Below are 24538 nucleotides of genomic sequence, written 5' to 3'. Positions count from 1 at the left end.
CAGCCTCGGCAGTGGCGGGCTCGCCAAACATCAGGTGGTTGCGAATAGCGTCGATGCCTTGACCGTCCCGGATTTGCTGCAGATACCAGCTGCCATCAGCGGTGTCGCCATACAGGCAGGCACCCACCAGTACATCGTTTTTGATCACCAGTTTCTTGTAGATGCCACTGATAGGGTCTGACAGTGTGATGCTCTCAGTGCCTTCGCCGCCGAGGAAGTCGCCTGCCGAAAACAGGTCGATACCGGTGACTTTCAATTTGGTGGAGGTCACGGAGCCTGGGTAACGCGCGAAGCCCAGCTGCGCAAGGTGATTGGCACAGACCCTGGCTTGCTCGAACAATGGCGCAACCAGGCCGTAGGCGATGCCGCGATGGCTGACGCATTCGCCGATTGCGTAGATACGCGGGTCATAGGTTTGCAGGGTGTCGTTGACCAGAATGCCTCGGCTGCACGGCAAACCGGCCTGTTCGGCGAGTTCGGTATTGGGGCGGATGCCCGCAGCCATGACGACCAGATCGGCCTCGATCACGTCGCCGTTCTTGAAGCGCACGGCTTGTACGCGGCCTTGTTCATCACTCAGCAAGGCTTCGGTCTGTTCGTTGAGGCGAAAGTTGAGACCACGTTGTTCCAGTGCGCGCTGCAGCATCAAACCGCTGGTTTTGTCCAACTGACGTTCCAGCAGCGTCTGGCCATTGTGCACGACAGTGACCTGCATGCCGCGCATGCTCAAACCATTGGCCGCTTCCAGGCCCAGCAGGCCGCCGCCGATCACCACGGCACGTTTGTGGGTTACGGCAGTGTCGATCATTTGTCGGGTGTGGCTGATGTCTCGGTAGCCGATCACGCCTTCCAGTGTGTTTCCTGGGATCGGCAGGATGAATGGGCTTGAGCCGGTGGCGATCAGCAGGCGGTCGTAGCGGGCCTCGGTGCCATCATCGGCAATAACCAGACGCCTGATGCGGTCGATCTTGACGACGCGGCGGTTAAGCAGCAACTCGATGCTGTTGGTTTCGTACCACGCCAGATCGTTGAGGACGATGTCTTCGAAGTTCTGTTCGCCAGCCAGTACCGGCGACAGCAGGATGCGGTTGTAATTGGGGTGTGGCTCGGCGCCGAAGACCGTGATGTCGTAGAGGTCTTCGCTCAATTTCAGCAACTCTTCGAGTGTGCGCACGCCGGCCATGCCGTTGCCGATCATCACTAGTTTGAGTTTTTTCATCATGCCTCCGAGTCACCGTCAGGGCGTGCTCGACAAATTTCGCGCAAACAAAAAAAGGCGTCTCGCCAGTTGCCTGACGAGGACGCCTTTGTCCGGTCCCGTTCTCTCGGGAGGCGCAGCCTTCATCGTTGAGGGCTGCGCGTTATGAATCATCTGAGCATGACCATGCAGTGGTTGTGCCAACTCACGGTTTGGCGCATCCCGGGGGCTTTGTGCGGATAACGGGCAGCGTTTCTGCACTGCCATGAAGCGCGCCGCACAGAAGCAGGGCGATGTCGCGCAGCTTCAGATCAATGACGTGCCATGAACCAGATCAGCACGCAGAGGTTGATCAGCAGCGAGCTTAGCGCCAGTGAGCGCCAGACCTTGAGAGGTTCGCGTTCCAGCAACGGGCGAGGGCGGGCAACGACAGGCCGATGCTCCGCCTGCTCCAGCTCCAGCAGCCATTGTTCGGAGGTTTCGTAGCGCTGGGCCGGGTCGGCCTGTACTGCCTTGTCCAGGCTCTGGCTCAGCCATAGCGGCAGATCGGGCCGGTAGCGACTGGCTGGGATGGGCGTGCCGAACCGGCGATGCTGAAACGCCTCGATCTCGCCATAGGGGTACTGACCGGTCAGCAGGTGGTAAAGCGTGACGCCAACCGCATACAGATCCTGCTGTGCCGCAGGTTCGGCGCCGTTGAAGGATTCGGGGGCAATGTAGCTCGGCGTACCAGGCAAGTCCTCGGCATTGGCGGCAGACAGGCCTGGGCAAAACGCCAGGCCGAAATCCAGCAGACGCAGTTCGCCGTCATTGTCGAGCAACAGGTTCTCGGGCTTGATATCGCGATGCACGATGTTTCGTCGATGCAGCAACCCAGTGGCGCGCAACAGTCGGGTCGCGAGATCCTGCCACTGCGCTAGCGGCAGAGGACCGCTGAGGGTGAATGTTTCGGCGAGTGTCCGACCCGCGTATTCACGCATCACGTAATAGAGGTGCTGACGCTCCGCCAGTGGATGAACTTCCGGGAAAAACCTCCCGGCAACGCGTCGCAGGAACCATTCTTCAAGCAACAGTCCTTGTCCGGCGCCTGCTTCGTCGTGGCGACTGCTCGGCAGGGTTTTCAGCAGCCATGGCTGCCCATGCGCGTCATAGACCCGATAAAGGATCGACTGGCGGGACTGCGCAACGACGTTGCCGACATTCCAGCCTTCGAACGTATGGCCTGTTTTGAGGACTGGCGGCAGTGGCCATTGCTGGAGTTGCACCAGCGCATCACCCAGGTCGTCTTCGCCCACGCTGTCGACCTGGATCAACAGGGCGCTGGCGTTGTCCTGGCTCCCGGCCAGGTGCGCGGCACTCACGAGGGTTTTTACCGCCGCGTCGAGGTCTGCCTGTTCGCTCAGGATCGAACGGATGCTGGCATCGCCCAGTGTCGACCAGACGCCGTCGCTGACCAGCAACAAACGTTCGCCTTCACACAGCTCCCCGTCCAGGTAATCCATGACCACATATTGATCGAGCCCCAGCGCACGTTTGAGTACGTGCTGCATGTCGGCCTGTTCCCAGACGTGGTCTTCACTGATGCGTTTGAGCTTGCCGGCATTCCAGCGATAGGCCCGGCAGTCACCCACATGCGCCAGCGTGAAGCGCCGACCGCGCAGTACCAGCGCGCTCAAGGTGGTCAATAAGCCATTCGCCAGCAGCCAGCGGTTTTGCGCCAGCAGCAGGCGATCCAGAGATTGGGCCACGCCCCAGGTTTCCGGGGTGGCGTAGTAATCCAGCGCAAGGGCTTGCAGCGTGGATTGGGAGGCCAGCGCGCCATCGGCGCACTGACTGACGCCATCGGCAAGGGCGAACAGGTAGCCCTTGCTGGCTGCCAGCGCCGGAACCGGAGTGACCAGGCGCAGAGCGTCCTGATTCTCCGGCCGCGGACCGCTGGCACTGAACTCGGCGAAACGCAGTTTCAGTGTCATGTACGGCTCAGACCCGCGCGGCAGTAACGGCGGCCGAACCCCAAGTGGTTCTCCAGCGGCGCTTGACGTTCAGCAGACCAAACCAGGCCAGTACAGCCAGGCTGGCGAACAGCCACAGGCCCAACTGGTAGTCACCGGTGTTTTGCTTGATGGTGCCCAGACCCGCCGCCAGCAGGAAGCCGCCGATGCCGCCCGCCATGCCGATCAGGCCGGTCATGACGCCGATTTCCTTGCGAAAGCGCTGTGGTACCAACTGGAAGACCGCACCGTTGCCGGCGCCCAGACCGAGCATCGCCGCCACGAACAGGGCCAGTGCAGCCCAGGAGCTGGGCAGATTGAAGCCCACAGCGGCAATACCGATGGCGGCAACTGCGTACATCACGGTGAGCGTGCGGATACCGCCAAAACGGTCCGCCAGCGCGCCGCCCAGAGGGCGCATCAGGCTGCCGCCGAATACGCAGGCTGCGGTGTAATAGCCCGCAGTTATCGGGCTGAGGCCGTATTGGTCGTTGAAGTAGCCGGGCAGGGCGCTGGCCAGACCAATGAAGCCGCCGAACGTCACACTGTAGAAAAACATGAACCACCAGCTGTCGCGATCACCCAGTGCCTTGAGGTAATCAGCCATGGATTTGGGTTTGCTGCGTTCCGGAGCGTTGCGCGCCATCATCGTGAAGGCGATCAGCGTCAGCACCAGCGGGATCAGTGCCAGGCCGAACACATTGCCCCAGCCAAAGCTTGCGGCCAGAACCGGTGCAATCAGCGCAGCGAGTACAGTGCCCGAGTTGCCTGCACCGGCAATGCCCATGGCCTTGCCCTGATGCTGCGGCGGGTACCACTGCGAGGCCAGCGGCAAAGCGACAGCGAACGATGCGCCAGCCATGCCGAGGAACAAGCCGAGAATCAGTACTTGCTCATAGCTGTGGATGCCCAGTTGCCAGGCGGTGAACAGCGCGCCGATGACAATCACCTGACCGATGATGCCGGCGGTTTTCGGCGACAGTTGGTCGGCCAGCAAACCCATGAAAAAGCGCAGCACGGCACCTGCCAGAATCGGTGTCGCCACCATCAGGCCGCGCTGCTGGGTGGTCAGATGCAGGTCGGTAGCGATCTGCACCGCCATCGGGCCGAGCAGATACCAGACCATGAAGCTCAGGTCGAAGTACAGAAAGGCAGCGAACAGGGTCGGTTTATGGCCGGCCTTCCAAAAGCTTGTATCCATTTGCACACCTCATCATCTGCTAGTTAGTCAGTCGGGCCATGACCGCGACGTGGGATATTCCAGACGCTGTGGTGGAGTGTTCCGGATGTCGGCGACTCCACCGGCCCCATCGCCGGGGCCAAAACGCAAAAAACGTCGCCTCTCTGTCCGCAGCGAGCGAAAGAGATAAGCGACGTCTTTGTCGTAAGTGGTGGTAACCGCCGTTGGCTACCGGTGCGATAGCTAAAGCAAGAGCTGGGCCAGTTGCGTTCGTCACCGCTGCAGGCCACATACTTATTGAGGTGGCGTGGTTTTTGACGTGTTGAAAAGTCTTTCGCCTTGTCGACGTGGGCGTGTGATGACCTTGAAGCGAGCGTGCCCGTGCCGCGGCGCTGCAAAAAAGGGCGCCGTGCCCCGCCAGCCTGTGCTTTCGCTGCGCGCTGGCAGGCACTCGGATGTGCACTGAATACAGTCGTGTAACAAGTTGCTGAACGGGTTCGATTAAATAAATGTTATTGATGACCGCAGTGGGAAGTTTTTATGTCGTGCGGCAGATGCAGTTCTACTGGCCATCTTTAATGAAGGGTTGGCCAGTATAATGATATTGTTTTGATGTGCTTGCATGACCCTCCTCATTCAATTGAAACAAGTAAATAAAAAGACGGTCGACCCGTGTGTGCAGCGGTTTGCTGAAAAGCAGCAATTATTTAATTTACATTGAATTAAGTCTCTGACAGGATCGTTTTCGCCGTGATGCTTGCGGCCCATCGTTGAGATGGCATCTTTTGGCAGGACGGCAGATAGGCTTTTGTTGTCAGAGTCAACTAATGGACGCCTTTGTCAGGTGCTTCCCACGCTGTTTCTTTTTTCGACACGTTGTTGATTGTTCGGAACGAATACTGCTTCATACAGACTTCAGCGTTACAAGTTTACATGCTGCATGGTCTTCCTCTTCGCGTTGCTGATACAGAACGCCAATACAGGACAACATCATGAATAACGTAAATTACACGCCCACCCGCTGGACCCGCGCAGACGCGTTGAAGGTCAATGAAAAAGACCCTACCACCACTCAGCCAATGGTGAGCCCCGATTTCCCGGTCATGAGTGACACGGTCTTTATCTGGGACACCATGCCTTTGCGAGAGCTGGATGGCACCGTGGTTTCCGTCAACGGATGGTCCGTGATTCTGACCTTGACCGCTGATCGTCACCCTGAAGATCCTCAGTACCTTGGCGCCAATGGTCGATACGATATCAAGCGTGACTGGGAGGACCGTCATGGCCGCGCCCGGATGTGCTACTGGTACTCCAGAACCGGCAAGGACTGGATCTTCGGCGGCCGAGTGATGGCCGAGGGCGTGTCGCCCACTACCCGCGAATGGGCAGGAACCCCGATTCTGCTCAACGACAAGGGTGACATCGACCTGTATTACACCTGCGTGACGCCTGGCGCGACGATTGCCAAGGTGCGCGGCCGCATCGTGACATCCGGCACGGGGGTCGAGTTGCGCGACTTTACCCAGGTCAGGACGCTGTTCGAGGCAGATGGCACGTACTATCAGACGGAGGCGCAGAATTCGACCTGGAATTTCCGCGATCCCAGTCCTTTCATTGACCCCCATGACGGCAAGCTGTACATGGTGTTTGAGGGCAATGTGGCAGGCGAGCGCGGCTCGCATAAAGTAGGCCCCGATGAACTGGGCCCTGTGCCACCGGGTTACGAAGACGTGGGCGGCGCGAGGTTCCAGGTGGGCTGTATCGGCCTGGCCGTTGCCAAGGACCTCAGTGGAGATGAATGGCAGATCCTCCCGCCATTAGTGACTGCCGTGGGCGTGAATGATCAGACAGAGCGTCCGCACTATGTGTTTCAGGACAACAACTATTACCTGTTTACCATCAGCCACAAGTTTACGTATGCCGATGGCTTGAGCGGGCCTGACGGCGTATATGGTTTTGTCAGTGAAAGTCTGTTCGGGCCTTATCGTGCGATGAATGCATCTGGCCTGGTATTGGGTAATCCACCTGAGCAACCGTTTCAAACGTATTCGCACTGCGTGATGCCCAACGGTTTGGTGACGTCCTTTATCGACAGTGTGCCGACCCATGATGAGGATTATCGTATCGGTGGCACTGAAGCGCCTACTGTTCGCATTCTATTGAAAGGGGATCGTTCGTTTGTTCAAGAGTCTTATGATTACGGTTATATTCCGGCGATGCGCGATATTACGCTAAACCTGTAATCAAACTGTCATTTATAGTTGAGGTGTCCGCTAAGTCCGGGCGCCTTGGGGTGACGGTCCGGTACAACTCTTTGATATTCAGAAAGCAACTGGCCACTTTGACTTGGCGTATGTATTCATGAAAGAACAGGGTGCTGCGAAAATTCGCAGCACCCCATGCTCAACCCAGTAACTCGCTCATGGCAATAATCTGTTCCGCCACCTGGATCAGTTTCTGTTGCCGGCTCATTGCCTGGCGACGCATCAGCGTGTAAGCCTCCTCCTCGTTGCAATCCTTCATTTTCATCAGCAGGCCCTTGGCCAGTTCAATACGCTTGCGCTCGGCGAGTTGCTGGTCAAATTGGGCGCGCAGGGCTTGGTCGCTCTCGAAACGGGCCATGGCCACGTCGAGGATCGGTTGCAGGCGTTGCGCCTGAATACCTTCGACAATGTAAGCACTGACCCCGGACTTGATGGCCTGGCGCATTACCTCCTGATCATGTTCGTCGGTGAACATCACGATGGGCCGTGGCTGGTCGCGACTGACCAATACCACTTGCTCCATCACGTCTCGTCCTGGCGATTCAGTATCGATCAGAATCACGTCAGGGCGCACGGCGTCGACGCGGGCGGGCAGGTCGATGATAAGCCCGGACTCGTCGATGACCTCGAATCCGGCTTCGACCAGCGCGGATTTGAGACGACCGACCTTTTTCGGGGTGTCATTGATAAGCAGGATACGCAGCATGGTGACGTCCTCCTTCAACGACGGGCAGCGCGAGGCACATGATCGGCCATCGCATTGATCTTGAAGCTGCGCGCATACGCCGCCGGGTCACTGCCGTCCCAGACCTTGCCGTCAATCAACTGGCTGCTGCGCAGGGTGGCTGCGGGCGTTTCGATCCCCAGCGCGTTGGCGGCCTGGCGATAGAGGTCCAGTTGTTGAACCTGCTGGGCAACAGCCAGGTAATTCGGGTCTTCGCGCAACAGGCCCCAGCGCCGGAACTGGGTCATGAACCACATGCCATCCGAGAGCCAGGGGTAATTGACGTTGCCGTCATCGTGGAACTTGACCGCGTGCGGGTCTTGCCAGTGGTTGCCCAGGCCATCGCTGTACTGCCCGAGCAGACGTGGTTCGATGCAATCCAGCGGTGCGTTCAGGTAGTCCGCGCCGCTGAGCAATTGTGCGGTGCTGCGACGATTTTGATCGCTCTGCTCAATGAAGCGACTCGCCTCCAGTACGGCCATGACCAGCGCGCGTGCGGTATTGGGGTTCTGCTCGACGAATTCGCGGGTACACCCCAGGACCTTGCCCGGATGGTCAGGCCATATCGCCTGGCTAGTGGCCATGGTGAAGCCCAGTTGCTGATTGACGGCACTCGCGCCCCATGGCTCGCCGACGCAGAACCCGTCGATTCGTCCGGCCTGCAGGTGAGCGACCATCTGCGGTGGCGGTACCACCACGCTGTCCACGTCGTCGAGCGGGTGAATGCCTTGGCTGGCGAGCCAGTAATAGAGCCACATGGCATGGTTGCCTGTGGGAAAAGTCTGGGCGAAGGTCAGTTTTGTTCCGCTTTGGTGCGCCCGTTTGTCCAGCGCTTCAGGACTGGTCACGCCACTTTCCTGTAATGCTCTGGACAGGTTGATGCATTGGCCGTTCTGATTGAGCCCCATGAGAATGGCCATGTCGGTGGCAGGCCCGCCGCTGATGCCCAGCTCGACCGCATAGACAAGGCCGTACAGACAGTGTGCCGCCTGCAACTGACCGCTGACCAGCTTGTCGCGCAAACTGGCCCACGAAGGCTGGCGCTTCAGGTTCAGGCTCAGGCCGTAAGGCTGGGCAAACCCCTGTGTCGCTGCGACGACCAGTGGGGCGCAGTCCGTCAGGGCCATGAAGCCGACGTCCAGGCTGTTCATTTCCGGGGCATCGCTGCCGCCCACCCAGTCCAGGGCGTTGCTTGTTCGTTCGTTCATACCGCTTGCTTCATCAAAGCCACATCCAGAAAAAAGGCGTCGACCGGCCCATTGCCAAAGCAAGAGCTGGAGCGACGCCGTTGTCCACGCACCGCTCCGTCGTTGGAGCGAGTGCCAATACCTGTTTCAAGCAAGGCATATGCCAGTGCCCGTCCGAGGCAACAAGTTTGTCGTGCGCCTCGCCTGTGAGCCCCTCACGCGTCTATAATCTTGGCCCTGAATTCAGCTTCTCACGAGCCTATCCCGCCCATGTATAACCTGGCCCGCCAGTTACTGTTCAAACTCTCCCCTGAAACCTCTCATGACCTGTCGCTCGACCTGATCGGCGCGGGAGGAAGGCTGGGCCTCAATGGCTTGCTGAGCAAGGCGCCTGCGAAGTTGCCGGTGTCGGTCATGGGGCTTGAGTTCCCGAACCCGGTCGGTCTGGCGGCCGGTCTGGACAAGAATGGTGCGGCCATTGATGGTTTTGCGCAACTTGGCTTCGGTTTTGTCGAGATCGGCACCGTCACGCCGCGTCCGCAGCCGGGCAACCCCAAACCGCGGATCTTTCGTCTGCCCCACGCCGAAGCCATTATCAACCGGATGGGTTTCAACAATCTGGGCGTCGACAACCTGGTCACGCGGGTTCAGGCGGCGAAATACACCGGCATTCTGGGCATCAACATCGGCAAGAACTTTGATACGCCGGTCGAACGGGCAGTGGACGATTACCTGATCTGTCTGGACAAGGTTTATGCCCATGCGAGCTACGTTACAGTCAATGTCAGCTCGCCCAACACGCCGGGGCTGCGCAGCCTGCAGTTCGGTGATTCGCTCAAACAATTGCTTGAGGCACTGAGCCTGCGCCAGCGTGAACTCACCCAAATGCACGGCAGGCGTGTGCCGCTGGCGATCAAGATCGCACCAGACATGACCGATGAAGAAACCGTGCTGGTAGCGGCTGCGCTGATCGAGTCGGGTATGGATGCGGTAATCGCTACCAATACGACCCTCAGCCGTGAAGGCGTCGAAGGGTTGCCGCACGCCGATGAGGCGGGTGGGTTGTCAGGTGCGCCGGTGCGTGAAAAAAGTACGCACACGGTCAAGGTGCTGGCCACTGAACTGGCCGGTCGCATGCCGGTCATCGCAGCAGGTGGTATCACCGAAGGGCGGCATGCGGCTGAAAAGATCGCGGCAGGTGCGAGTCTGGTGCAGATCTACTCGGGTTTCATCTATAAGGGCCCTGCGCTGATTCGCGAGTCGGTGGATGCAATCGCAGCAATGCCACGCAGCCACGGCTGATCCTGGCAAAGCGTACTGGGCGAAAAATACCTGAAAATCTGGCACAAAAAGGGGCTCATGAAGAGCCCCTGGGCCGAAGCCCGCCGCCCGGGTCGGGCGTGCGTGGTGTATGGGTGCAGCATTGATCAAAGTCAGTCTTAATCAGTCAAAAAAGTGTGATGGACTGGTTGGGGCCTTGAGTCTCCAAAGGCGTTTTATCCAACCGCGTGAAGTTCGTTGAGTCTGTGGATTCCCGCAGTGCCGGTCATACCGTCCCAGTTGTCGCCGCGTCCTTCTCGCCAGCCATTGATCCATGCCTGACGTACTGACGGTAGAGTAAAAGGGCAAAGCTCACGGGATTTGCCATGAACGCCGTACTGATATCCGCGTAAAAATGCTCTTTCCAACGGATCACGCTTAAGTCTTCTCATAGGGTATTGCCCTCGTCTGTTGACTGTTATATCCCTGAGACCTCATGGTGAGGTCGGGCAGAAAAGTTCTGCCGTTGGTACCCGCTGCCGGCGTCGCGGGCCTTTTTGTCATAACCGTTGCGGAGATGACCTGAGGTGATTTCTAACCAAAGCGAAGTGCGGTGTGAATGATCGTTTTGTCATAAGCGCGTCACATTCAGGTCTTTAGGGTGATAAGGCGCTCTGCGTTTCAAAATTGTTTTTTGAGGCAGGCCTTTTGACGCAAGGGTTTGAGAGCGAATCGATACCTGTTCTCAAATGCATGAGGTGGCAAACTGATTCAGCAAGCAAAGCGACGAAGGGTCGTGATGTGACTTTTTATTGCCGACGTCGTCGGGTTGAATATTCGTTTTACTGCTATTGATAACTGCCGTAATGCCAATTGGCGCATGCGGCGGACCGGCACACTTCATGTGCCATGCAGGCGTTCTCCAAGAAAGGCGCTTGTTTAAAATCTGGCTGGGCAATGCGTTGCCCGCCTGCTGACGGCTCAGGCCCTGGAATACACATGTCGGATCGCTACGAACTTTTCCTCACTTGCCCCAAAGGTCTCGAAGGGCTGCTCGCTGAGGAAGCCACCGCGCTGGGTCTTGAAGAGACCCGCGAGCACACTTCTGCCATACGTGGCTCGGCCGACATGGAGACGGCTTACCGGCTTTGTCTGTGGTCCCGCTTGGCCAACCGCGTGCTGCTGGTGCTCAAGCGCTTCCCGATGAAGGACGCCGAAGACCTGTACCACGGTGTTCTCGACGTCGAATGGCATGACCATCTCGAGTCGGACGGCACCATTGCCGTGGAATTCAGTGGTCACGGTTCGGGCATCGACAACACCCACTTCGGTGCATTGAAAGTCAAGGACGCGATCGTCGGCAAACTGCGTACGCCCGACGGCGAGCGTCCATCGGTCGACAAGATCAACCCCGACCTGCGCGTACACCTGCGTCTTGACCGTGGTGAGGCGATCCTGTCCCTGGACCTGTCCGGTCACAGCCTGCACCAGCGCGGTTACCGCTTGCAGCAAGGCGCTGCGCCTTTGAAGGAAAACCTCGCTGCCGCCATTCTGGTCCGCGCCGGCTGGCCCCGCATCGCCGCCGAGGGTGGCGCGCTGGCAGACCCCATGTGTGGTGTGGGGACGTTTCTGGTCGAGGCGGGCATGATCGCCGCCGATATCGCCCCCAACCTCAAACGCGAGCGCTGGGGTTTTTCCGCATGGCTGGGTCACGTCCCGGCGCTGTGGCGCAAGTTGCATGACGAGGCGCTGGAGCGGGCTGCCGCAGGCCTTGCCAAGCCGCCGTCGTGGATCCGCGGCTATGAAGCTGATCCGCGTCTTATCCAGCCGGGTCGCAACAACATCGAGCGCGCCGGCCTCAGCGACTGGATCAAGGTGTATCAGGGCGAAGTCGCTACCTTCGAACCGCGTCCCGATCAGAACCAGAAGGGCCTGGTCATCTGCAACCCGCCCTACGGCGAGCGTCTGGGTGACGAGGCGAGCTTGCTGTATCTCTATCAGAACCTTGGCGAGCGTCTGCGTCAGGCCTGCCTGAACTGGGAGGCGGCGGTGTTCACCGGCGCACCGGATCTGGGCAAGCGCATGGGCATCCGCAGCCACAAGCAATATTCCTTCTGGAATGGTGCGCTGCCGTGCAAGCTGCTGCTGATCAAGGTCACGCCTGACCAGTTTGTTACCGGCGAGCGACGTACCCCCGAGCAGCGTCAGATCGAGCGCGAAACGCCGGTTGAAGCAGAGGTCGAAGAACGCAAACTCAACAAGAACGGTAACCCGATCAAGCCTGCGCCGGTAGTAGTGGAGCAGGCGCGCCTCAGCGAAGGCGGGCAGATGTTTGCCAATCGCCTGCAAAAGAACCTCAAGCTGATGGGCAAGTGGGTTCGCCGTGAGGGCATCGATTGCTACCGTGTCTACGATGCCGATATGCCCGAGTATTCGCTGGCCATTGACCTCTATCACGACTGGGTCCATGTGCAGGAGTACGCCGCGCCCAAGTCCATCGACCCTGAAAAGGCATCAGCCCGGCTGTTCGACGCGCTGGCTGCCATCCCGCAAGCGCTCAACATCGACAAGAGCCGAGTGGTGATCAAGCGCCGCGAGCGTCAGAGCGGTACCAAACAGTACGAGCGTCAGAGCACACAGGGCCAGTTCCTGGAAGTCAGCGAAGGTGGCGTCAAGCTGCTGGTGAACCTGACGGATTATCTGGACACCGGTCTGTTTCTCGATCACCGCGCGATGCGCATGCGTATCCAGCGCGAGGCAGCCGGCAAACGCTTTCTCAATCTGTTTGCCTACACCGCCACGGCCAGCGTCCACGCCGCCAAGGGTGGTGCGCGCAGCACCACCAGCGTCGATCTCTCGCGTACGTATCTGGACTGGGCGCGCCGCAACCTGTCGCTCAACGGTTTTTCTGACAAGAACCGTCTGGAGCAGGGTGATGTGATGGCCTGGCTGCAAGCCTGTCGGGAAGAGTACGACCTGATCTTCATCGACCCGCCGACGTTCTCCAACTCCAAGCGCATGGAAGGCATTTTTGATGTGCAACGCGATCAGGTCGAGCTGATCGACCTGGCCATGGCCCGATTGGCGCCAGGTGGTGTGTTGTATTTCTCCAACAACTTCCGCAAGTTCGTGCTGGACGAAAATCTGGGTCAGCGCTATGCCGTCGAGGAAATCACGGCGCAGACTATCGATCAGGATTTCGCCCGCAACAGCAAGATTCACCGTGCCTGGAAAATCATGGCCCGTGCCTGACGGTGTGCGATGCGCCAATCTTCGCAGCAAACGCGCAGGTTGGTGCATCGCCACTAGGCAAATTACTGGCGACTAGCTATAACAGAATGCACAGCCCGCGCGGCGCAACACCGTGTTGGCGTCAGTGAGTTCTGTCTATGGCGGCGAAACGGTTCAAGCTTAGAGTGCTGGGCTTCATCAGTGAGCAGGTTTCAGCATGGCTGGTTGCGGTTCTCGCCTTTGCGGTCGGGGCCGCGCTGACGGTCATGCTGACGCTGGCTGACCATGAGGTGTATCAACAGCAGATGCGACAACGCTTCGATATCCTCGCCGGAGAGCGTTTCAGCCGCATTCAGGAGCGTCTTGATCGTCAGGTCAGCAGGCTGGATACCTTGCGTCGCTTCTTCCTTTTTTCAAATGAAGTAGAACGAGCTGAGTACGATGGCTTTGTAACTCCGTTGTTGCAGGGTACTCAGGCGTATGGCTGGAACCCCCGAGTGACCCGAACCGAGCGTGCAGAGTTCGAAGCGGGCTTGCGTCGCGACGGCATGCCTGACTTTTCTATTCGCGAACTCGACAGTCAGGGTACGCTGACCCCCGCAGGGACGCGTGACGAGTATTTTCCTGTTCTTTATCTTGATTCGCTCAGCCAATACCCGGCGCCGCTGGGCTTCGATATTTATTCCGAAGCAACACGCCATCTCGCGATTGAGCGCGCGCGTCTGCTTGACCGAATTGTCGCGACACCCCGTCTTCGACTTTTAGGAATGTCTCCCGCCAATACCTACGGCGTGATGCTGGTTGCGCCTGTGTTTTCAAGGTCTTCCGGGGCGTCCCAGCCGGAACTCCGGGGGATGCTTACTGCGATCATCAGCCTTGCGCAATTGATGAGCGTAGGTGCGGCGGAGAACGATAACCTTGCCGTCACGCTGACTGACCTGAATGTCCAGCCGGAGCCGGAAGAGGCGTATCGCTCACCCAGTGTTGCGGTGGCAGGTGATTTGTATCAGAGCACAGTGCTGAATCTGGGTGACCGGGACTATCTGCTGGAAGTGCGGCCTACTGAGCTGTTCGTTGTCAGCAACCACATGGTATTCGGCAGTGTGGTCTGGCTCGGCGGGCTGTTGAGTCTGATGCTCAGTGCGTTGCTGTATAGCTTGATCAGCCAGCGACAGCGGGCTTTGAGTCGAGTCGAGCAACGCACCCGTCAACTGCGTCTGCGCGAGCAGCAGCTGCGCGCTGCCAACGCGCAATTGCGTAGCGTGCTCGACGCTGCGACTGAAGTGGCGATCATTGCGACTGACCGCGAAGGTGTCATCAATACGTTCAATGTGGGTGCGCAGCGGATGCTGGGCTATCCGGAGGCGGAGGTGGTGGCCAGGCTGAAGCTCGGCGAGCTGCTCCAGCCTTTCTCGTCGACGACTTTCAACGCATCGGACGACGAAGTTATCGCCTTGAAAGCTCTCTTCGTGGCGGCGGTTCAGGAGGGTGGGCATCCTGCACGGGATCTGACTTTCAGGCGGCGTGACGGCCAGACAATGGTGGTCAGCATGCTCATCACGGCTGTGCACGACGACGAAGATGAGTGGACTGGTTATCTTGCCGTGTGCAGTGATGTCACTGAGCATCGGCGTATTCATGATGCGCTGGAGGCGCAGGGCCAGCTTTTGAAAAAGCTGAGTCTGCAGGTGCCAGGCGGCATCTATCAGTTCCAGCTCGATAGCGATGGCCATTCCCGGTTCAAGTACGCCAGCGCCGGTATGTGCGAATTGTTCGAACTGGATGAAGCGCAGCTGATGAGTGACGCAGAACTGGTGCTGCAACGTATTCATCCCGTCGACCTGCTGCGAATCAGAAGCTCGATCATACCCAGCGCGCAGCACCTGACGCCGTGGTCCGAGGAGTACCGGGTGGAGTTGCCACTCAAGGGCCTGCGATGGTTGCGGGCGGCTTCGACGCCGGAATTGCTGGCCGACGGCAGTGTGCTCTGGCATGGGTTTGTTTCCGATATTTCCGATCTCAAGCGGGTCGAGCAGGAGCTGCGGGCTTTGTCGGTGACCGACGTGCTGACCGGGGCTTATAACCGTCGCTATTTTCAGGATCGGTTGCAGGGAGAGTTGAAGCGCATCGACCGACACGGCGGGCATTTATCCATCATCATGCTCGACATCGACCACTTCAAACGTATCAACGACCGATTCGGCCATGCAGTGGGCGATCAGGTGCTCAAGGCGATTTCGCAAAAGATCAATCAGCGGTTGCGTAGCGATGATGTGTTTTGCCGTCTTGGCGGCGAAGAGTTCATGGTGCTTTGCCCTGCCACTCAAGGCGCGCAAGCCTATCAATTGGCCTTGAGCTTGCGCGAGTCGCTGCGCAGTCAGGACATCGACGGCGTCGGTCAGGTAACGGCCAGCTTCGGAATAGCCAGTTGGCGAGAGGGCGAAGGCGTCGATGGAATGCTGTTGCGCGCCGATTCTGGCGTGTACGCTGCCAAGCAGGCCGGCAGAGATCGCGTGGAGCCAGAGCAGCTCTAGACTGTCAGCTCAGGCCAGCTCTTTATGAGCTGGCCTGAGCTGACACATTCAAGGCTGCTGAATGGACACTGTGGTGTTACCCAACTTGGGCTGGCGATAGAGGTCAACCAATACTTCGTCAAGCACCGACGAGGCGCCGAATGGGCGCGGATCGTTGAGAATGGCCACCACGGCCCAGGTGTTGCCGTTGCTGTCGCGGCTGAACCCTGCGATAGCGCGCACGGTGTTCAGGGTGCCTGTCTTGATGTGCGCTTCACCCAGCAGAGGGGTTTTTTTCAAGCGTTTGCGCATGGTGCCGTCCAGCCCGGCCAGCGGCATCGAGCTCATGAACTCTGCTGCGTAAGGACTGCGCCATGCGGCCTGCAGGATGACAGCCATTTCCCGTGCGCTGACGCGTTCTGCGCGGGACAGGCCCGAGCCGTTTTCCATCACAAGATGCGGAGCTGTGATGCCCTTTTTCGCGAGCCATTGGCGAATGACCCGTTGGGCCGCCTTGGCGTCATCGCCGTCGGCATCGTTGCGAAACTCTTGCCCCAGGCTCAGGAACAGCTGCTGCGCCATGGTGTTGTTGCTGAACTTGTTGATGTCGCGGATGACTTCCACCAGGTCTGGCGAAAACGCCTTGGCCAGCAGTTTGGCGTTGGCCGGCACCACGTCAACGCGATCCTTGCCTTGAATGCTGCCGCCCAGTTCCTGCCAGATCGCCCGCACGGCGCCTGCAGCGTAGGTCGGGTGGTCGAGCAGTGAAAGGTAGGTCTGTGAGTTGCAGCCATTGCCCAACTGACCGGTAACGGTCACGTTCACACTGCCATCGGGCTGGGTGACAGGGTTGTAGCGTACGTCACCGGTGCATTGTTTGGAGGCTGAGGCCTTTACCTGATTGTCGATACGGATCGTTGCAATCGGCGGCTCCACCGACACCAGAATCCTGCCATCGTCGTTGCGGGTCACAAAGCGCAAGGCCTTGAGATTGACCATCAATGAGTCAGGCTTGACCAGAAACGGTTTGTTGTCATCGTTGCCATCGTCATTGAATACGGGCAGTTGTGGTTGCACGAAATGGCTGCGGTCGAGCACCAGATCGCCAGTCACTTGCTGCACGCCGTTGGCGCGAAGGTCGCGCATCAGCAGCCAGAGCTTTTCCATGTTCAGCTTGGGATCGCCGCCGCCCTTGAGATAAAGGTTGCCACGCAGCACGCCATTGCTCAGCGTGCCATCGGTAAAGAATTCGGTCTTCCACTGGTGCGTAGGTCCAAGTATTTCCAGCGCCGCGTAAGTGGTGATGAGCTTCATCGTCGAAGCGGGGTTAACAGAAACGTCGGCGTTGAATACGGTGGGTGTGCCGGGACCATTGAGCGGCAGCATGACCAGAGACAGCGCGTCATCGCCGAGTTTGCTGGCTTTCAGGGCCTGTTGGACCTTGGGGGGCAGTGTGTTGTTGATGACGGCCGCATTGATGGGGAGGGCCAGTGGCAAAAGCAATGAAGCAATCAGAAGTGGACGCAACGATTTGATCATGAATACAACCCTACTGCAGTAAGGGAAATAAAAAAGAGGGCATGGATGAATTCCCTCGGTAACGATTTAACGATAGTGATTGCGCAGAGGTCTGGTGAATAGATGAATCAGCGCTTTGAACGTGGCGCATTATGCCCCAAGCGGGAGGGGCTTGTGACGGGGCAGGTGCCAAGAAGTGGCTATTTTTTTGAGTATTCATCTTTGAGACAGGTGACAAGGCCGGACATCTGTCCGGCCTTCATTTGTCGGGCTTTTACCTCGCCAAGCTGGTAAAGTGCCGCCCGATATTTACTGATGAGGATTGTCCCATGGCCACTAACCGTTCCCGCCGTCTGCGCAAAAAACTCTGCGTCGATGAATTTCAGGAGCTGGGTTTTGAGCTGAACCTGGACTTCAAGCAAGAGCTGGATGATCAGGCAATTGATGCTTTCCTCGACGCTTTCCTGAAAGAAGCAATGGAAGCCAACGGTCTTGGCTACGTAGGCGGCGATGACTTCGGTCTGGTTTGCCTGAGCAAGCGTGGTTCGGTCAGCGAAGAGCAACGCGCTGCCGTTGAAGCATGGCTAAAAGGCCGCAGCGAACTGACAGAAGTGACTGTCAGCCCGCTGATCGACGTCTGGTACCCGGAAAAAGAAATCAATCCGGTCGCTTGATGTATCAGGAAGCAGGCAATCGCCTGCTTCCTTTGCTTTCCCCGCTCGCCCAGCCTGTTGTTTATCCCTTCTGTTATCGACATTCCTGACAAACCTTCCTTCCAGCGATTGCAGCATCACAATGTGAGGCGGTTCAGTCAGTGCGTCTGGCCGCGCCGTTCTTGACCAATTGCACCGTCAAAGCCTGTTCAAGTTCGAGCATGGCAGTGTTGACGGCCACATGCCGCTCTTGCAAATGTGCGGGCGCCATCTTGAGCTCACACGCCTGTTCGAGTGAATCGCACACCTTGACCACGGCGTGTGCGCTGATGATTTTCGCTGCGCCTTTGATCCTGTGCGCCATTTCGCCCACCAGACCGTGATCACCTTCGATGATGAGCTCAGCGAGTGCTTGCCGATCTTCCTGATTGCTTTGCAGCAATTGCGCGAGCAGCCGCTCGATCATCTCCGGGCGATTGCCGGTCAGGTTACCCACGCTGTCCGGGTTGAAGGGGGGGGCGGAGACAGGCGCAGATAGAGGCAGGGGTGAGAGTCGAGCCAGCCTGTCGTTAAGCATGCTCAGGCTGATCGGTTTGAACAGGCAGTCATCCATGCCCGCCTCAAGACAGCGTTGTATTTCCTCTGACTGGGCATTGGCTGTGAACCCCCAGACCGTGCAGGAACCGGCCTGCACAGACTGTTCACGCTCCCTGATTGCGCGTGTCAGGTCGTAACCGTTCATGATCGGCATGTTGCAGTCGACCACGACCAGATCAAAGCTGCCTGACAGCCAGTGTTCCAGCCCGTGTGCGCCATTTTCGGCGACCTGACAATGATGCCCCAGATAACTGAGTTGCTCACACATCAGCAGCCTGTTGGCTGGGTGATCATCGACGATCAGGATATTCAGAGGCTGATCCGTCAATGCCGCCGGAGCAGCCTGGATCGGGGGATCGGCCATGGGGTCGAGGGTTGTCAGCATCAGATCCAGATTGATCTGCGTGCCGTTTCCGAGTTCGCTGTCGAGCGTAAGCGAACCACCCATCATCTCGCACAGGCTACGACAGATGACCAGCCCCAGACCTGCCCCGGTGCGGGCCAGTTGACCGTTATTGTCGACCTGCGCGAAAGGTTCGAACAACCGCTGCTGGTCCTGGGTGCTGATGCCAATTCCGCTGTCCTGAACGGTAAGATGCAGCTGTATCTGCTGCGGGTCGTGGGTGTTTTCGGCCTGCAGGGTGATCCTGATCTGGCCTTGCGGGGTGAACTTGATGGCGTTGCTGATCAGGTTGGAGAGTATCTGTTTGAAGCGCAGAGGGTCGACCAGCACGTCGGTATTGATCTGGCTGTCGAGTTCCAGCACAAGCACAAGGTTTTTCTGGCGTGCCAGGCCATCGAACACGCGGACCACCGACTCGATCAGTTGACGCAGGTTGGCTCGCTCGGGGTTGAGCGCCAGGCGGCCGGATTCGATGCGTGCGATATCCAGGATGTCGCCGATCAGGTCGAGTAACTCCCTGGCCGATCCATACGCCACCTCGATGGCAGATCGGTCGAGTTCGCCCTTGTCGGCACGCTTGAGTGCCAGCTCGAGCATGCCGATGACGGCGTTCATGGGGGTGCGGATTTCATGGCTCATGGTTGCCAGGAATGTGCTTTTGGCGCGATTCGCAGCATCCGCCTGTTCCTTGGCGGTCTGCAGCTCTTCGATAAGCTGGCGGCGTTCGCTGATATCGATCCAGCCACCGATAATGCCCTGCACCTCGCCCAGGGAATCACGGAATGGCAGAATCCAGTGGTAGATGGTCAGACGGCGCTCGCCAATGTGCAGCGTGCGGTCCTGAATCAGCGAGGTGTTGCTTGCCATCACTCGCTGATAATCGGCGGCGTACTCCCGGGCTTCGAAGGCGTTGCTGAGGACGCCGTCAGTTGCACTTTTACCGATGACGTCTGCGCGCCCAGCACTGAAGGAAGAGAGGTAGCTGTCGTTGCACATCCGCAGCAGGCCATCGCGGTCCCGAACATAGATCGGGTGAGGGGTGCCGTCGACCAGCGCACTCATGAATTCAAACTGGTCTCCAAGCGCGCGCTCGGCTGCCTCACGCTGTTTTATCTGACGCCTCATGTAGGCGTTCCAGATCAGCAGGGCCAACAGCAACACGCCAGCGCCCGTGAGGATCTGATAGATCAGTCGCTGGTACTCGTGCCAGTTGGTGTTGGCCGGCGTGTAGGACCGCCAGCGATTGTTGATGACTGCCAGTTCCTGGGGCGCAATGCTCGCCAATGCCTTGTCGAGGATAGAGCTCAGCTCGATGGAGTTGCGGGAGGTGGCCATTGAAATCAGTGCCGGGTCTTCGCCGGCGGTGGCGCTGATCTGCAGCCGGTCGCCGAATATGCCGGAGGACAGAAAGTAATTGGCGCTGAGCAGAGACGTGACGGCGCCTTCGGTTCTGCCCAGCGCAAGCATGTCCAGGGTCTGAAAGGGGTTGTCGACCTCGACTGCAACGATGTTCGGGTGTTCGCGGCGTAGCCAGCCCAGCATCGGACTGCCCTGAGTGACGGAAAGCCGCTTGCGGGCAAGCTGTTCCAGATGGTTGGCGGCATCTGGCTCCTTGCGGGTTACCAGCACGTACGAGTTATCGATATATGGGCGGCTGAAGCTCAGGAGATCTTCACGTTCATCGCTGGAGTCCAGCGCACCGATCATGTCTGCGCGACCCTGGCTGACCTCGTTCAACATCTCGCTCAGGCTGGCAGCGCGCCTTACCTCGAATCGCATGCCTGTGCGCAGGCGAACCAGCTCCAGCAGCTCTGCAGTAATCCCGCGAAAGTTTCCGTTGGCATCGAAGAACGTCAATGGGGCATAGGCTTCGTTGACGAGCACCTTCACGATAGGGTGTTGCGCGATCCAGCGCTCTTCTCGCTGAGTGAGCTGCAGCTTCTGGTCCGTCAGCAAAAGATCGCTGCCTGCACCCCAGCGTTTGGAAATGTCTATGCGCTCTTCGACTGGAATGGCTTTTAGCGTCTGGTTGATGATGCCCGGCAGCAAAGGGTTAGCGTTGCCGATGGCAAAACCGAAGCCGATGGCTTCGTGTTTGCCAAAGTTGGCCATTTGCACATTGTTGAGGTAACCCTTGTTGATGATGTATCGGGTGGAAATCGTATCTCCCAGGAATACATCGGCCTCGTTGAATGCAACGGCATTGATGGCGTGTTGAAAGGAAGGATAAGTCTTGAGCGTGGCATCGGGGTACGCTGCTTCGACATCCGCCAGGGGCAGGTAGTGGTAAACCATGCTCAGGCGCATGCCTTTCAGGCCGTCGGTCAGGGAGCGGGTTTCGCCAATGCGTGTGACCAGTACAGGCTGATCCACTGAATAAGGGTGGGACAACGCGATGTCACGGTCTGCGGCTTCAAAACCGTTGGCGGTCCCCAGCAGGTCGATCTGACCGGCAACCAGTGCCTTCATCGCAGCATCGCGTGTCTCGAAGCGTTGGACCCTGACCGGCAGATCCAGCGCGCGAGAAATGATACCGGCGTAATCGGCCGTGATGCCTTCGTATTCGTTGCCTGAAATCGTGATGTCGAAAGGTGGATAGTCGGGCGCCGATGTGCCCAGAATCAGTTCGCCTTTGCTGCGTACCCACTGCCACTGCCTGCTTTCCAGCTTCACATCCATGTGAGCGGGGCTTGAGCGACCGAGCAAGGCATAGCGGTCGGCGGCCTCCGCGCGAGCCAGCATGACCCCGTACAGGCACATGCAAATGGCCAGTATCAGAAGATGTTTGAAACGTTTTGACATCCGGTCTCTCACACTAGCGCGTTACGTTTCGCCATCTCGATAAGTTCTACCAAGGTTCTTGTTTTCAGTTTTTGCATCAGTCGCGTCTTGTAAGTGCTGACTGTCTTGTTGCTCAGAAACATGCCCTTGGCGATTTCCTTGTTGGAGCGGCCTTGGGCAAATAATTGCAGTACCATCAGCTCCCGATCATTGACCAGCTTGAAAAGTTCGATTTCGCTCGGCTGGCCATCTTCGCGAACGGCATGCGTCAATGCCTGGCTTGGAAAGTAATTGTAGCCGGATAATACCGCCTTTACCGAACTAAGCAGTTCGCTGAGATCTTCCTGTTTGCAGACATAGCCAGCCGCTCCTGACTGCATGCAGCGAATGGCGAACAGGTTTGGCGTCTGCGAAGTGAGCACCAGGATCTTCGACGTAAGCCCCATGGTGTTGAAGCGGGCCAGGACCTCCAGGCCGTCGAGCTTGGGGATGCTGATATCCAGGATGATCAGGTCAGGCATGCATTCGCGAACCATTTGCATGGCATCCACGCCGTTGTCGGTTTCGCCGACCACTTCATAGTTTTCGTTTTCCAGCAGCATTCTTACTGCCAATCGAACAACGGGGTGGTCGTCGATGATAAAAACAGAGTTCATAGTTCAATCCATACAATCAATGAAGAAAGCGCGCACCTTAGCTCAGATGTTCATGCAGGCACATGAACAGACTCGGTCAGCAAGCATATATAGGAAGCTTCCTACAATAATTAGAGTATCGGAGCACATAAAGCTCTGCTTTGATTGCTCAATGTTTAAAGGCGGGGTGCGTCCTAGTGTGATGTTTCCTTGCTGGCGGTTTGCCTGTTTATTACGTTTGGGAATTAGCCGTCCTGTTTATCGCCTGTTTCCTACCCCTTGAACAGCAGGTTTTACAGAAGCTGTAAGTACGTCTTTTGTCCCGATTCTACCGCCACAGGTTGTCACCGGGCCGAGTCAACTCTTGCAGCTTTCTCGGCCAGCAATCGGGCAAGATCCGGCCCGTGCAATGGTTTGCTCAGACAGCCGAGCAACGGCAAACCGCGCTCGCTGGCCAATTGCTGAAGGTCCAGTAGTTGACCGCCGGGCAACCCGCTGAGAACGATGGCCTGACGGGCGAGCCCCCGCTGGCACGCCTGATCGATAAGGTCCAGGCCGGAAAGGTCAGGCAGGCACTGGTCGCAGAGTAGAAGGTCGTAGGGTTCGATGCTGCGCTCCATCGCCGCCATGGCTTCAGAAGCTGTCAGGGCAGGCGTCAGCAGGTAATAGCCGTGGTTGTTCAGCAGGATCTGCGTGGCGATCAACTGGAAGGGATGATCCTCCACCAACAGGATTCGCAAGTTGTGCATGAGCATGAGGTTTCCGGTTGCATGCCAGCGAAGCAGCATGTGTCGAGCCGGTCGGTGGGCAGAGTGCAACTCGCAAAGACGTTGCAGGCATTGCCTGCCGTGCCGGATCGGCTATTGAGGTGACCGGATTATTGAGGGGAGAAGGGAGCTCTACGATAGGCCGCTTCCGAGAGAAATGTAGGAAACGTCTGAAGTTTTAGTGAGTGAAGCGAAGGCGCCGAATAAGAGAACCGGCTTTTGCTGATGCTTGGCCGGTTCTGCTCGTTTGTTTCCAGCGGATCAATGGTGCCCGGAGCCTCCGGTCATTTCCCTGGCCATTTCACTGGCATAACTGTCGGTCATGCCGGCAATGAAGTCGATCATGCGCAGGAAAGAGGCATGCAGCGGAGCCTTGGGGTCCGGTGCACTGTTGCCCAGCAGATCGAGAATGCGTCGATGTTTGAATGAGGGCGTACGGCCACCAAACTGCTCGACTGCCGCGCCGCAGAAGGCATTGAGCAGAATTTCCAGGGTGGTGTACGCGCCGATTTCATGCAGTGTCTTGCGTTTGTCCTGGAAGATCTTTTTGCGCGCCATGTCCTTGGCACTCAGGACGCAGTGCTTGGCAGGGCCATGCATGTGCTCGACCAGATCGCCCTGCAGCGTGCCCGCCAGCAGGGCATCCTGCTGTTCGACAAAGGCACGTGCCGCAGCGTTGGTAAGGTGTTCGATGGCCTTGCCGCGCAGTATCGCCAGTTTGCGCCGCCGTGAGTCACCGGGGCCCAGTTGCCGGTAGGTTTCCGGCAGGTCGTCGCCCACCAGGCCCAGCAACAGCGATTCAACTTCTGCGTAGTCCAAAAGCTCCATCTCGAGACCGTCTTCAAGATCGATCAGGGCGTAACAGATGTCGTCGGCTGCCTCCATCAGGTAAACCAGCGGATGCCGCGCCCAGCGCTGGTCTTCGAGCTGGGGAAGGCCCAGTTTGGCAGCGATCTGCTCAAGGATCGGCAGCTCACTCTGATAGCAGCCGAACTTGTGTTTTTTATAGCCCAGTGAGTCGGCGTGGCGGGCTGTCCATGGGTATTTGAGGTAGGTGCCCAGGGTCGCGTAGGTCAGTCGCGTACCGCCGTCGAACTGGTGATACTCCAGTTGGGTCAGTACCCGGAACCCTTGGGCGTTGCCTTCGAAATTGAGGAAGTCGTTGCGCTCGGTTTCAGTCATTGCGTCGAGCCAGCCGCGTCCTGCCGCCTGATTGAACCAGTTGCGGATGGCGTCTTCGCCGGAATGACCAAACGGCGGGTTGCCAATGTCGTGCGCCAGGCAGGCCGACTGGACCACCATTCCCAGATCGCTTGGATCACACCAGTCGGGCAGGGCGCTACGAATGGTTTCGCCAACGCGCATGCCGAGTGAACGCCCGACGCAGCTGACTTCCAGTGAGTGGGTCAGGCGCGTGTGGATATGATCGTTGCTCGACACCGGATGGACCTGTGTCTTGCGCCCCAGGCGGCGGAAGGCGCCTGAGAAAATGATCCGGTCATGGTCCTTGTGAAAGGGGCTGCGGCCCAGCTCTTCGGGGCTGTGCAATGTTTTGCCGAGTCGTTCGCGGTTAAGCAGGGTTTGCCAATCCAAGGCGGTCACTCCGTCAGTCGTGTGGGCTTAGCTTCGCGGTTCG

15 protein-coding genes and 1 pseudogene are annotated in these 24538 nt (G+C 58.2%); 5 read left to right on the top strand and 11 right to left on the bottom strand.

Annotated elements, in window-relative coordinates; translation table 11 throughout:
• Positions 1 to 4 precede the first annotated feature (4 nt).
• The 3 genes and pseudogenes from KDX37_RS08300 to KDX37_RS08290 form a co-directional block, all read right to left on the bottom strand.
• Positions 5 to 1219, bottom strand: a pseudogene (locus tag KDX37_RS08300) (NAD(P)/FAD-dependent oxidoreductase); the annotation flags it as partial.
• 290 nt (positions 1220 to 1509) lie between these two features.
• Complete coding sequence (locus tag KDX37_RS08295) at positions 1510 to 3171, bottom strand: bifunctional protein-serine/threonine kinase/phosphatase (protein WP_231652191.1); 1662 nt, start codon at positions 3169 to 3171, stop codon at positions 1510 to 1512.
• A gap of 7 nt (positions 3172 to 3178) precedes the next feature.
• Entirely contained in the window at positions 3179 to 4390 is a 1212-nt protein-coding gene (locus tag KDX37_RS08290; RefSeq protein WP_231652190.1) for a nitrate/nitrite transporter, read from the bottom strand.
• Between the two features lie 971 nt (positions 4391 to 5361).
• Here KDX37_RS08290 and KDX37_RS08285 point away from each other — a divergent pair.
• The gene (locus KDX37_RS08285) at positions 5362 to 6612 is read left to right on the top strand and encodes a glycoside hydrolase family 68 protein (RefSeq protein ID WP_231652189.1); all 1251 of its coding nucleotides are present in this window, start codon (positions 5362 to 5364) and stop codon (positions 6610 to 6612) included.
• 160 nt (positions 6613 to 6772) lie between these two features.
• Here the strand turns inward: KDX37_RS08285 and KDX37_RS08280 are convergent, their stop codons facing one another.
• Together KDX37_RS08280 and KDX37_RS08275 are read right to left on the bottom strand one after the other, a co-directional pair.
• Positions 6773 to 7339, bottom strand: coding sequence for an ANTAR domain-containing response regulator (locus KDX37_RS08280; protein ID WP_231652188.1), 567 nt, complete (start codon positions 7337 to 7339; stop codon positions 6773 to 6775).
• A 14-nt stretch (positions 7340 to 7353) separates the two neighbouring features.
• Positions 7354 to 8565 carry a CmpA/NrtA family ABC transporter substrate-binding protein gene (locus KDX37_RS08275; protein ID WP_231652187.1) on the bottom strand — a complete coding sequence of 404 codons (1212 nt, stop codon included), beginning with the start codon at positions 8563 to 8565 and terminating at the stop codon, positions 7354 to 7356.
• 249 nt (positions 8566 to 8814) lie between these two features.
• Between KDX37_RS08275 and KDX37_RS08270 the strand changes: the two genes are divergently transcribed.
• A complete protein-coding gene (locus tag KDX37_RS08270; protein ID WP_231652186.1) occupies positions 8815 to 9846 on the top strand; it encodes a quinone-dependent dihydroorotate dehydrogenase in 1032 nt (343 codons plus the stop codon).
• 194 nt (positions 9847 to 10040) lie between these two features.
• Here KDX37_RS08270 and rmf read toward each other — a convergent pair whose 3' ends face one another.
• Positions 10041 to 10256, bottom strand: coding sequence for a ribosome modulation factor (rmf, locus tag KDX37_RS08265; protein ID WP_002553055.1), 216 nt, complete (start codon positions 10254 to 10256; stop codon positions 10041 to 10043).
• A 547-nt stretch (positions 10257 to 10803) separates the two neighbouring features.
• Between rmf and rlmKL the strand changes: the two genes are divergently transcribed.
• Both rlmKL and KDX37_RS08255 read left to right on the top strand, forming a co-directional pair.
• Positions 10804 to 13056 carry a bifunctional 23S rRNA (guanine(2069)-N(7))-methyltransferase RlmK/23S rRNA (guanine(2445)-N(2))-methyltransferase RlmL gene (rlmKL, locus tag KDX37_RS08260; RefSeq protein WP_231652185.1) on the top strand — a complete coding sequence of 751 codons (2253 nt, stop codon included), beginning with the start codon at positions 10804 to 10806 and terminating at the stop codon, positions 13054 to 13056.
• Positions 13057 to 13193: 137 nt separating this feature from the next.
• On the top strand, positions 13194 to 15569 hold the full coding sequence (locus KDX37_RS08255; RefSeq protein WP_231652184.1) for a sensor domain-containing diguanylate cyclase: 2376 nt from the start codon (positions 13194 to 13196) through the stop codon (positions 15567 to 15569).
• A 48-nt stretch (positions 15570 to 15617) separates the two neighbouring features.
• On the opposite strand, the gene dacB is transcribed toward KDX37_RS08255, so the two are convergent.
• Entirely contained in the window at positions 15618 to 17087 is a 1470-nt protein-coding gene (dacB, locus tag KDX37_RS08250; RefSeq protein ID WP_231652183.1) for a D-alanyl-D-alanine carboxypeptidase/D-alanyl-D-alanine endopeptidase, read from the bottom strand.
• A 308-nt stretch (positions 17088 to 17395) separates the two neighbouring features.
• Between dacB and KDX37_RS08245 the strand changes: the two genes are divergently transcribed.
• Positions 17396 to 17740, top strand: coding sequence for a YggL family protein (locus KDX37_RS08245; RefSeq protein ID WP_184323112.1), 345 nt, complete (start codon positions 17396 to 17398; stop codon positions 17738 to 17740).
• 133 nt (positions 17741 to 17873) lie between these two features.
• Here KDX37_RS08245 and KDX37_RS08240 read toward each other — a convergent pair whose 3' ends face one another.
• From KDX37_RS08240 to KDX37_RS08225, 4 genes are all read right to left on the bottom strand, one after another.
• Positions 17874 to 21521, bottom strand: coding sequence for a transporter substrate-binding domain-containing protein (locus KDX37_RS08240; RefSeq protein WP_231652182.1), 3648 nt, complete (start codon positions 21519 to 21521; stop codon positions 17874 to 17876).
• 8 nt (positions 21522 to 21529) lie between these two features.
• Positions 21530 to 22156, bottom strand: a complete 627-nt coding sequence (locus KDX37_RS08235; protein WP_231652181.1) for a response regulator transcription factor — start codon at positions 22154 to 22156, stop codon at positions 21530 to 21532.
• Positions 22157 to 22479: 323 nt separating this feature from the next.
• Positions 22480 to 22890, bottom strand: a complete 411-nt coding sequence (locus KDX37_RS08230; RefSeq protein ID WP_231652180.1) for a response regulator — start codon at positions 22888 to 22890, stop codon at positions 22480 to 22482.
• Between the two features lie 273 nt (positions 22891 to 23163).
• A complete protein-coding gene (locus KDX37_RS08225; RefSeq protein ID WP_231652179.1) occupies positions 23164 to 24495 on the bottom strand; it encodes a deoxyguanosinetriphosphate triphosphohydrolase in 1332 nt (443 codons plus the stop codon).
• Positions 24496 to 24538: the final 43 nt, after the last annotated feature.

This window comes from Pseudomonas californiensis (genome assembly GCF_021147775.1).
GTDB classification, from domain to species: domain Bacteria; phylum Pseudomonadota; class Gammaproteobacteria; order Pseudomonadales; family Pseudomonadaceae; genus Aquipseudomonas; species Aquipseudomonas californiensis.
Note: the sequence above shows the minus strand (reverse complement) of the source record. Positions and strands in the feature narration are given on the sequence as shown.